We start from the raw sequence: 9,720 nt of genomic DNA on the forward strand, positions 1-9,720 counted from the left end.
CACGGGAACCTGCGAGGCGCCCTTCACCTCGTCCGGCGCCCACATCAACCACGCCGAGCCCAAGGCGCCGCACGGCCTGCTCAACCCCAACGGCCCCGACGACGGCGATCTGCCCAACATCTACGCCGGCGCCGACGGCAAGGTGAACGCCGAACTGTTCACCACCCGCGCGCGCATCTCGGCGGAGGGGCCCGGCCAGTGGCTGTGGGATCAGGACGGCTCGGCCATCATCATCCATGCCAACGCCGACGACCACAGCACCCAGCCCATCGGCGGTGCGGGCGACCGCGTGGCCTGCGCGGCGCTCAGCGCCAGCTGAGTTCGCCCCAGACCGAACCCGCAGGGGCCGCTGGCGTCGTCAGCGGCCCTTTTCCGTCAGCAGACGCGTCAGCATGTCGATCTGCTCCTGCTGCTTCAGGATCATCTCGCCCAGTTGGCGGTCGCGCAGTTCGTCAAGCTTCTCGTGCAGGGCCATAATCTCGATCTCGGCCTTGAGGTTGACCTGATAGTCGTTGGCCGCATCCAGCCGGTCCTTCGCCGACTGCCGGTTCTGGCTCATCATGATGATCGGCGCCTGGATCGCCGCCAGCATCGACAGCATCAGGTTCAGGAAGATGAAGGGGTACGGGTCGAACGCCCCCCGCCCCAGGGCCAAGTTCAGTCCCGCCCATACCGCCAGGAACACCCCGAAGGCGCTGATGAAGGTCCAGGAGCCGCCGAAGCTGGCCACACGATCCGCCAGGCGATCGCCGAAAGACAGTTTGTCGGCGAAGGCCTCGTTGGTGTCGCGCGTGATCGGGCGCCGCGCGGCGGTCCGGTCCAGCACCCGCCGCTCATCCTCGTCCAGTTCGGCGTGCGATCGCCCGAACCACCGGTGGGATAGACGGTCGGCGTCCAGGGAATTGCGCATGACCAGGCTCCTCTCGAGAAGCGCCTAGATCAAGCCTTGGCGGCCCCGGCGCGCAAGCCCCGTTCGGCCAGGGCCACCACGGCGACCCCGCCCATGGCGATGGCGGCCCCCGTCAGGATCTGCGGCGTCAGCACGTCGCCCATGACGGCCCACCCGATAAGGATGGTCACCACCGGCGTGGCCAGCAGATAGGGCGTCACCCGCCCGGCCTCGCGCCTCTGCACCAGCCAGAACAGCAACGTCGTGGCCATGACCGACGATACGATCCCCGCCCATAGCAGGGCGGCCCAGACCAGGGGCTGCGCGTGTCGCACCGCCTCGACCTGGCCATGCTCGAACACCGCTGAGCCGAACGCCAGGATCGGCAGCGTGCCGGCCGCCAGCAGGCCCTGCATCTTCAACGGCGGAATCGAGGTGGTGCGCCGCGCCACCACCGTCGTCAGGGCCCAGGCCGCGCCGGCGGCGATCCCGACCAGGATGGCGCGCCAGTCTTGGATGGCGTGGGCGTCCAGCATCATCCAGGCCACGCCGACGAAGGCCACCACCATTCCCGCCAGGGCCGCCCTGCCCAGTCTTTCCTTCAGCAACAGGAAGGCGAACAGGGTCGTCAGCGGAATCCACAGCTGGTTCGCCACCGTCACCGGCGTGATGTCCGTGGCCAGCGAGTAGGCGACGTAGAGCAAACCGTACTGCAGGGCGCCCCCCACCACGACGATCAGCAGCAGGCTGCGCCAATCCGGGAAGGGCGGCCGGACGAAGGGGGCCAGGCAGAGGGTCGCGACGCCGAACCGCAGCGCCCCGACCAGCAGCGGCGGCATCGTCTCGGTGGCCAGCTTGCCCGCCGCGTTGTTGACGCCCCAGGTGACGATGATCGCCAGAATGGCGGCGATCTCCAGCCCGGTCAGCGGATGCGGCCTGGAGGCGGCGGGAGCGGGCGCGGCGGGGGCGGTCATCATGGCGCTATGGCACGGCCCGACGCCCCCGTCCGCTCACATCGGATGACCCGACGTTTCGTGTCGGGAAGTCCCGACCTAGAAGGGAATGTCGTCGTTCAGGTCGTAGCTTTCCTTGGGACCGGACGGCTTGTTGGCCCCGCCGGTCGAAAAGCCCGAGGAATAGTCGTCGTCGCCGCGGCCGCCGCCGTAGCCGCCGCCCTGCGAGGCACCGTCCGAACGGCCGCCCAGCATGGTCAGTTCACCCTTGAAGCGGCTGACCACGATCTCGGTCGTGTACTTCTCGACGCCCTGCTGGTCGGTCCATTTGCGGGTCTGCAGCGCGCCCTCGATATAGACGGTCGAGCCCTTCTTCACATAGTTCTCGACCACCTTGACGATGTTGTCGTTGAAGATGACGACGCGGTGCCACTCGGTCTTTTCCTTGCGCTCGCCCGAAGACTTGTCGCGCCAGGTTTCGGACGTGGCGATGGACAGGTTGGCGATACGGTCGCCGTTCGGCATCGACCGGATCTCGGGGTCGCGGCCCAGGTTGCCGACCAGAATGACCTTGTTGACGCTGCCCGCCATGGAAACTTCCTTCTCGTATGAGCCGACGACTCGGTCGCCTTGCCCGCAATTCAGCCCGATGTCTTAGGCGCCGGGAGGCCGCCCGCCACCCCGCATTCGACATCGCCCGCGTCAAACCGGTGGATTAACGAATGTTCCACCTTTGTTCGAACGACGCAACCCTGGCCTTACTGGCCCTCGGGCGCGGGGGCGACGGCGACCGGACGGCCCGTGTCGTCGCGGGCGATGGCGCCGGGAATGGCCAGGCGGCCGTCGCCGGTGCGCGCCATGGCGAAGAAGCGGCTGCCGTCCAGGCTCTGTCCGATCTTCACCCCTTCGCGGTCGATGAAGATGAACCGGCCCTGATAGGCGCCGACGATCTCCTGGTTCGATCCGCCCATGCGAAGGAACTTCAGCCGCATCTCTTCCAGGCGCGCGGCGCAGAATTCGATCTGGGCCTGGTCGCGCGCCACCACCTCCAGGCGCGGCGGCGCGCCTTCGGGCTGGGCGACGAAATAGCAGACCCCCGGTTCGAAATCGAAATCGGGACCCTGGCTGCATGCCCCGACCAGAGCGGCGGCGGCGAAGGCGGCGAGCGTGACGGGAACGCGCATCAGTTCAGACCCGGGAATTGGCAGTTGCGATCCTGTTCGGCCAGGGTGCGGAAACGCGTATTGTCGGCCGATTGTTCAACACGGCGCGGCACCAGGCGCAGGGTGGTGTCGCCCCAGCGCCCGTACTGGGCCTCGCCCGGACGCACGCAGGTTCCCGCATAGAGGGCCTGGACGCAGGCGTTCAGGCTCATGCCCGTCGACAGCACGCGCCAGTCGGACCCCGTATGGCGCAGGCAGGGCGTGGCGCTCGGCGCCGGCGACGGCGCGGGACGCGGCGCCGCGACGTCGGGCGATGGGGCCGGCGCGGCTTCGGCCATTTCGACCGGCGGCAGTTCGGGCGGCGGCGCGAAGGCGGCGGTGGGCGCAGCGGCCAGCGCGCCTGTCTCGTCCAACCCCACGTCCAGCGCGTCGGTCGCCAGCCCGTTGCGCCGGGCGCAGTCGGCCAGGGTGGCCATGCCGACGAACTGGCCATCAACGAAGCAGCGCAGTTCGCGCGTCGGCTCCAGCGACGGCGCCTCGGCCAGATCCACGACCAGCCCGCCCTTCGACGCCGGCGGCGCCTCGTCAGGCTGATCTCCGCCGGTGAAGACCAGGGCCAGCGCCACGGCGGCGGCCACGACCACGGCCGCGCCCACGCCGATGATCACGCGATTGTCTTTAGGAAGGGCCATGCGACGGCTTTCACGAAGGGGGAGGGTCAATAACCCCGACCCGGCGCCGGGCGTCAACCGTCAACAGGGGCTCAGGCCGTCGTGCTGAGCCGCGCCAGCGCCGCCTGAAAGTTGGCCGCCTGTGTGTTGTAATAGGCCGTCGAACCGCCCTTGCCGGTCAGGCTGTTCGTGATGGCGGCTGTCGTCTGCGGCCCCAGGCCCTTGTAGGCCGACCGGACGGTGGAGATGGCGCTGGCCAGCGCGTCGATGGCGGACTTGATCGCCTCCTTGCCGTTCAGCGTCAGGGCGCTGGGCAGGCTCAGACCATAGGCCTTCCGGTCCTTCGATTCGGCGCCCGAGGTCGTCGAGATCAGCCCCGGCGTCAGGCCCAGCGCGCCCAATGCGTCCTTGCCCGGCGCGCCCGAGGAGATGACGGCGCCGGCCTTGTTGCTCTCGGCGGTGATCTCCAGTCGTTGCATGAACGGCGCGGTCTTGTCGGTGACGACGCTCACCTTCAGCTGGCGGCTGGAGGCGTTGACGATCTTCTTGGCCAGGGTGTCCAGCGTGTCCTTGGCCGTGATCTCCACCGTGACCGCCCGGGCGCCGTTGCCGGGCGTGACGGTGAACTGATCCCCGACCCTGAGCGCGGTGGCCTGGGTCAGCAGTTTGGCGTTGGTCTGGGCGATCTCGCCCTGCGGCAGGCCCAGCCGATCCAGAACGCTGGCCCCGCCCGAGGCGACGGCGATCGTCGCCGGACGCGCCTGCGCGTTGTCGGCGGTCCAGGTGCGGCTCCACTCCACCGCGCCCGTTTCGGGGTCCAGGCGCGACAGATAGCCCTGACTGGGATCGGCGTCGGAGGCGCCGGCCGCCCGATTGGCGCCGGTGATCCAGACCTTGCCGTCCTTGACCACGACGTCGGCGGCGGTGTCGTCCCCCTCTCCGCCCACATAGGTCAGGCGATCGCTGGCCGCCGGCTGCAGGTCGGCCGACATCACGGCGATGAAGACGTCCGATCCGCCAGCGTGGGCCGTGGTGGGTGCGCCCAGGTCCAGCGCGGCGTTCTCGGTCTGGCCTGTCAGGATGACCCGGCCGTTGTCGACCGCGATCCCGGCGATGCTCCCTTGCGCCAGCCCCAGGTCGCGGGTCGCCGCCAGGACCGGCGCGCCGTCCTGGCCCAGGGTGAACTGGCGCACCACCATGCGGCCGTTCTCGACCCCGGCCGTGTAGAGGTCCGAACCCGAGACCGTCATGGCCTGGACGGAATCGTCGCCTGCCCCGCCGAACTGCGCCACCGCCCCGGCCAGGCCCTGGACCGGCGCGATCGGCGTCGCCTGATATTCGGAGAAGGTCTGCAGATAGCCATCCCAGCCGCCCAGGGCCGTCGCGCCCGGCATGGCCGATCGGGCGCGGCCGGCGACATAGACCTGGCCGTCCGCGCCGAAGCTGACGGCGGTCGCCTCGTCCTCGGCCTTGGCGCCGCGCCTCTGGGTCCACAGTTCGGCGCCGCTGGCGTCGAAGACGGTGACGAAGCTGTCGGCCACCGTCTGATCGGCGCCGCTCTTGCCCGGCTCCAGCGCGCCCGTGACCGAACCCGCGACGGCGACGCGGCCGTCGTCGGCCACGGCGATGGCGAAGCCGCTGGCTTCGCTGGCGGCGCCCAGCAGACGGGTCGAGACCAGATTGCCCGCGGAATCGAACTTCATCAGGGCGACGTCGCTCTTGCCCTTGATCGGTTGGTTGGCGTCGCCCGCGGTCAGGTCCGCCACGACCCACAGCGAGCCGTCGGCCGCCGTCGCGCTGGCCCGCACGCTCCCGACGCCCTCCGGCAGCGCGGTCTGGCCCACCTGCCCCTCGACCGCGAAGGCGTCGCCCGCCCGCGCCACCGGGGCGGGCGCGGATCCGCCGTCGGCCTGAAACTTCAGCAGTTGGTCGACGCCCTTGGTCCCCACCCCTTGCGTCACATAGACCGCGTCCGAGACCGCGTCGGCGGCGAAGGACACGGTCTCGCCTATCGCGCCCTGAATCTTGAAGGCCCACTGGTCGGGGCCCGCCGGCAGGGTGATGGTCTTGTCGCCGCTCTTGACCGTCTTGGCCTCGCCGGGAATCTGCTCGTAGGTCACCCGCGTGGAGACGCCGGCGTCGTCCAGCTTGGCGTTGATGTGCTGCACGACCACGCCGAAGGTGCGGGGCGTGTCGCCCATGTCGGCCAGGTCGATCTGGATCGATTGCGATCCCACGGTCATGGTGAACCGAACGTCGCCCTCGAAGGCCGCCACCGGCTCGCTTATCGCGCCGATGTGGACGGGCTGGGAAACGAAGGTGGTCGAGGACTTCTCGATCCCCGCCGTGGTCTTGATCTTGGTCGACGACACGCCCTGCACCAGGTCGATGCCCTCGAACTTGGTGGTCGACAGCCAGTCGCTGACTTCCTGAAGGCCGCTGGCGAAGCGCTTCTGCGTCTGGGCCAGCTCGATGGCGCTCAACCCCCGCTCTCCGGCGCGGTCGGCCAGGGCGCTGAGCGTTTCCAGACCCTTGTAGAGGGCGAAGAGGCGCGTGTAGTCGGCCGAGGCGCCGGCCAGGTCCAGGTTAACGGCGCCTTCGTTGATCAGCCGTCGGCCGGCCAGGGCCGATCGCACCAGATCGCTGGGCTTGGACGCCGTCTGAGGATTGGACCAGGGCGCGGTCGGCTGGGTCTTCTTGGTCGCGGTCGTGACGCTCGCGCCGGCGCCCGACGTCGTGGTGGTCGACGTCCCGAACAGGCCCAGCAGGTAGCTGTTGTCGATCATCATGCGGCTCCGCGCCTCATTCTTGCGCCAAGCCGGGATAACGCGGGGTTAAGCCGGGTCTCAGCCCTGGAACAGCGACAGGATCACCTGCGGCGCCTGGTTGGCGATCGACAGCGCCTGGACGCCCAGCTGCTGCTGGACCTGCAAGGCCTGGAGCCGCGCGCTTTCCTTGGCGAGGTCGGCGTCGACCAGGTTGCCGATGCCGGTCTCCAGCGAGTCCGACAGCTTGCTGACGAAGACGGTGTGCCGCTCGATCTGCTTGGCCTGCGCGCCCAGGTCCGCCAGGCGGGCGCTGCTGTCGGTGATGGCCTGGGTCACGGCGGTCAGCGCAGCCGCCGCGTCGGTCTCCAGGTCCAGCGTATCAAGGCCCAGGCCCGCCGCGGAGAGGTCCTGCGGGTCCAGTGAAATGGTCTCGGCGCCATCGGCGCTGGCCAGGAAGTCCAGCGGGGCCGCAGCCGTGCCGTCCAGGATGTTGGCGCCGTCGAAGATCGCGTTCTTGGCGAAGGAGTCGATGGACGCGACCAGCGACTGGAACTCGGCGTTGTACGAGGCGCGGGTGGCGGCGGTGGCGCTGGGGTCGGCGGCGGCGGTCGCCTTCTGCTTCAGCTCCACCAGAATGTCCGAGATCTGTTCGCCCGCCGCCAGGGAAACGTCGGCGATGGAGGTGGCGCGGTTCAGGCTGGTGGTCACCGACTCCAGCGATCCCTTGTCGGCGCGCTGCGCCTGGGCCACGGCCCAGACCGCCGCATTGTCCTTGGCGCCCTGAACCTTCAGCCCCGTGTTCACGCGGCTTTGCGTCGCCGCGAGCTGGTCGCTCGTGCGGTTCAGGTTCTGCAGCGCCACGAGCGCCGAGGCGTTGGTATGGATGCTGGTGGTCATGGCTTCGAGCCTCGGAACTTCTGTTCGAAGCAGAATTAACCATGAGTCGTGAGCGTATGGTTAACGATCCGGCGACGCCGATCGCGCCGCGCGGCGGACGCCGGCGACGGGACATCAAAGGGTCCGAACCGCTCAGATGGTTGTGTCGACCACCTTGCCGCCACGATAGGTCGGGTCGGCGTTCAGCCGTTCGACCTCCTCACGCGGCAGTTGACGGATCACCTCGCCGGTGACCCGGTCCAGAACCTTATAGATGAAGCGGCCCTCGGGGGTCGCCTCTATGGTCAGCCGCATTCGACTGATGTCGACGTTGTCGTTTCGCGCTTGCGTCGCCGGGACGGCGGACAGGGGCGCGGGGACGGTGGCGGCGACTTCGACGGCTGGGGATACGCTGGCTACACTCGCGACATAGTTGGACATGGCTCCAGGCGCGGCCTCGACCGCGCTCCTCTAGCGCAAGAGGTCGGCCGGAACGATCACGCGGACCGTTCCGGCCGTTCGTCTTAGCGGAACAGGCCGAGCAGGATCGAGCTCGACGAGTTGGCGATCGACAGAGCCTGCACGCCCAGCTGTTGCTTGGTCTGCAGGGCCGTCAGGCGGGCGCTTTCCTTGGCCAGGTCGGCGTCCACCAGGTTGCCGATGCCGGCTTCCAGGGCGTCTTCCATCTTGCTGGTGAAGGCGGTCTGACGCTCCAGCGACTTCGACTGGGTGCCCAGGGTCGCCAGGTCGGCCGTGAAGGCCTCGATGGCGGTCTGCACTTCGGCGGCCGTGGCGCCCGCGGGCGTCGCGTCGGCCGGAGCCGCCATGCCCACGGTGTAGGTCGTGCCAGCGGTGTCGGAGATCACGTCGACCGAAGCGGTCCACAGGTTCTCGCCGTCGAAGTTGGCGCCGGCCAGAGCGTTGTCGATTTCGGTCTGCAGGGCGTCATAGTCGGCTTGCAGAGCCGTGGTCGTGGCGGTCGAGCCGCCGGCTTCGATGGCCACCGCCAGGGACTTCATTTCGGTCAGGGCCGAGATGACGGTGTCGCCGGCCGCCAGGGCCACGTCGACGATCGATTGGCCGCGTTGCAGCGACTGCTTGACCGAGGTCAGCGAGCCCAGTTCGGCGCGCTGGTTGGTGGCGATGGCGAAGAGCGCGCCGTTGTCCTTGGCCGAGGAGACGGCCTGACCGGTGCTGACGCGGTTCTGGGTGGTGGCGAGCGCCCGGCTGGTGGCGTTCAGGGACTGCAGCGCGACGTTGGCGCCATAGTTCGTGTTGATGCTGTTAGCCATTTTGGCTGTCCTTCTTCACTTCGTGGTGTCCGGCGTCGTTTTGACGGCCGGGGGCCTTTTGCCCACCTCCATGGAAGCAAATGCCGGGCCACGGCGAACCTTAACGGGCCAGCGCCGCGCCTCTGTATCTCACTGATTTTACGACATTATATCGGCGTTTACGTTAAGGTCGCGGCAGGAAGTGCCGGGTCAGCGGCAAGGTCTGCCGGGCGCCCGGCAAAATCTGCCCGGCACGAACTGCCGGACAAGCAAAAAGGCGGCCGAACCCGAGTCCGGCCGCCTTTGCAAAGGTCAGGCGCCCTGCGGCGCCAGGGATCAGCCTTGGAACAGGCCCAGCAGGATCTGGCTGGACGAGTTGGCGATCGACAGGGCCTGCACGCCCAGCTGTTGCTTGGTCTGCAGGGCGGTCAGGCGGGCGCTTTCCTTGGCCAGGTCGGCGTCCACCAGGTTGCCGATGCCGGCTTCCACCGCGTCCTGGATCTTGCTGTTGAAGGTCGTCTGGCGTTCCAGCGACTTGGACTGGGTGCCGATGGTGGCCAGGCTGGCGGTGAAGGATTCGATCGTCGTCTGCACGGCCGCGGCGGTGGCGGCTGTGGGCGTGGGGTCCACGGCGGCGGCGAAGCCGATGTCGTAGGTGGTGCCGCCCGTGTCGGTGATGACGCTGTTCACCGCGCCGTCGGTCCACAGGTTGACGCCGTCGAAGTTGGCCCCGGCCAGGGCCGCGTCGATCTCGGCCTGCAGGGCGTCGTAGTCGGCCTGGAGCGCGTCGGTCGTGGCGGTCGAGCCGCCGGCCTCGATCGCGACGGCCAGCGCCTTCATCTCGGTCAGGGCGGACACCACGGTGTCGCCGGCCGCCAGGGCCACGTCGACGATCGACTGGCCGCGTTGCAGCGACTGACGCACCGAGTTCAGGGCGCCCAGTTCGGCGCGTTGATTGGTGGCGATGGCGAAGATGGCGCCATTATCCTTGGCCGTCGCCACGGCCAGTCCCGTGCTGACACGGTTCTGCGTCACGGCCAACGAACGGTTGGTCGCGTTGAGGTTCTGCAGGGCCACGAGGGCGCCGGCGTTCACGTTGATGCTGTTGTTAGCCATTTTGGCTGTCCTT

At 68.7% G+C, this 9,720-nt stretch carries 11 protein-coding genes; 1 reads left to right on the forward strand and 10 read right to left on the reverse strand.

What is annotated here, in order from left to right; translation table 11 throughout:
- Nucleotides 1–319 (forward strand): superoxide dismutase family protein (locus tag B2U11_RS06130; RefSeq protein ID WP_292070620.1); only part of this gene is annotated, 319 nt, incomplete at its 5' end.
- Nucleotides 320–358: 39 nt separating this feature from the next.
- Here the strand turns inward: B2U11_RS06130 and B2U11_RS06135 are convergent.
- The 10 genes from B2U11_RS06135 to B2U11_RS06180 form a co-directional block, all read right to left on the reverse strand.
- A complete protein-coding gene (locus tag B2U11_RS06135) occupies nt 359–910 on the reverse strand; it encodes a DUF1003 domain-containing protein (protein WP_292070621.1) in 552 nt (183 codons plus the stop codon).
- Between the two features lie 29 nt (nt 911–939).
- Nucleotides 940–1,863: a DMT family transporter gene (locus B2U11_RS06140; RefSeq protein ID WP_292070633.1), complete on the reverse strand. Its 924-nt coding sequence runs from the start codon at nt 1,861–1,863 to the stop codon at nt 940–942.
- Nucleotides 1,864–1,941: 78 nt separating this feature from the next.
- Nucleotides 1,942–2,433 carry a single-stranded DNA-binding protein gene (ssb, locus tag B2U11_RS06145; RefSeq protein ID WP_250202174.1) on the reverse strand — a complete coding sequence of 164 codons (492 nt, stop codon included), beginning with the start codon at nt 2,431–2,433 and terminating at the stop codon, nt 1,942–1,944.
- A gap of 167 nt (nt 2,434–2,600) precedes the next feature.
- The gene (locus tag B2U11_RS06150) at nt 2,601–3,026 is read right to left on the reverse strand and encodes a hypothetical protein (protein WP_292070623.1); all 426 of its coding nucleotides are present in this window, start codon (nt 3,024–3,026) and stop codon (nt 2,601–2,603) included.
- Nucleotides 3,026–3,697, reverse strand: coding sequence for a hypothetical protein (locus B2U11_RS06155; RefSeq protein WP_292070624.1), 672 nt, complete (start codon nt 3,695–3,697; stop codon nt 3,026–3,028). Before B2U11_RS06155 ends, B2U11_RS06150 begins: the two co-directional genes overlap by 1 nt.
- Nucleotides 3,698–3,768: 71 nt before the next feature.
- Nucleotides 3,769–6,465, reverse strand: coding sequence for a transcriptional regulator (locus tag B2U11_RS06160; protein WP_292070625.1), 2,697 nt, complete (start codon nt 6,463–6,465; stop codon nt 3,769–3,771).
- A 57-nt stretch (nt 6,466–6,522) separates the two neighbouring features.
- The gene (locus tag B2U11_RS06165; RefSeq protein ID WP_292070627.1) at nt 6,523–7,341 is read right to left on the reverse strand and encodes a flagellin; all 819 of its coding nucleotides are present in this window, start codon (nt 7,339–7,341) and stop codon (nt 6,523–6,525) included.
- Between the two features lie 132 nt (nt 7,342–7,473).
- Nucleotides 7,474–7,761 (reverse strand): hypothetical protein, encoded by a 288-nt coding sequence (locus B2U11_RS06170; protein ID WP_292070628.1) that lies wholly within the window; start codon nt 7,759–7,761, stop codon nt 7,474–7,476.
- An 83-nt stretch (nt 7,762–7,844) separates the two neighbouring features.
- On the reverse strand, nt 7,845–8,612 hold the full coding sequence (locus B2U11_RS06175) for a flagellin (protein ID WP_292070629.1): 768 nt from the start codon (nt 8,610–8,612) through the stop codon (nt 7,845–7,847).
- Nucleotides 8,613–8,927: 315 nt separating this feature from the next.
- Complete coding sequence (locus B2U11_RS06180; RefSeq protein ID WP_292070631.1) at nt 8,928–9,707, reverse strand: flagellin; 780 nt, start codon at nt 9,705–9,707, stop codon at nt 8,928–8,930.
- Between the last annotated feature and the right edge of the window lie 13 nt (nt 9,708–9,720).

Origin of the sequence: Brevundimonas sp. UBA7534 (assembly GCF_002479325.1) — a bacterium.
In the GTDB taxonomy this organism is placed as follows: domain Bacteria; phylum Pseudomonadota; class Alphaproteobacteria; order Caulobacterales; family Caulobacteraceae; genus Brevundimonas.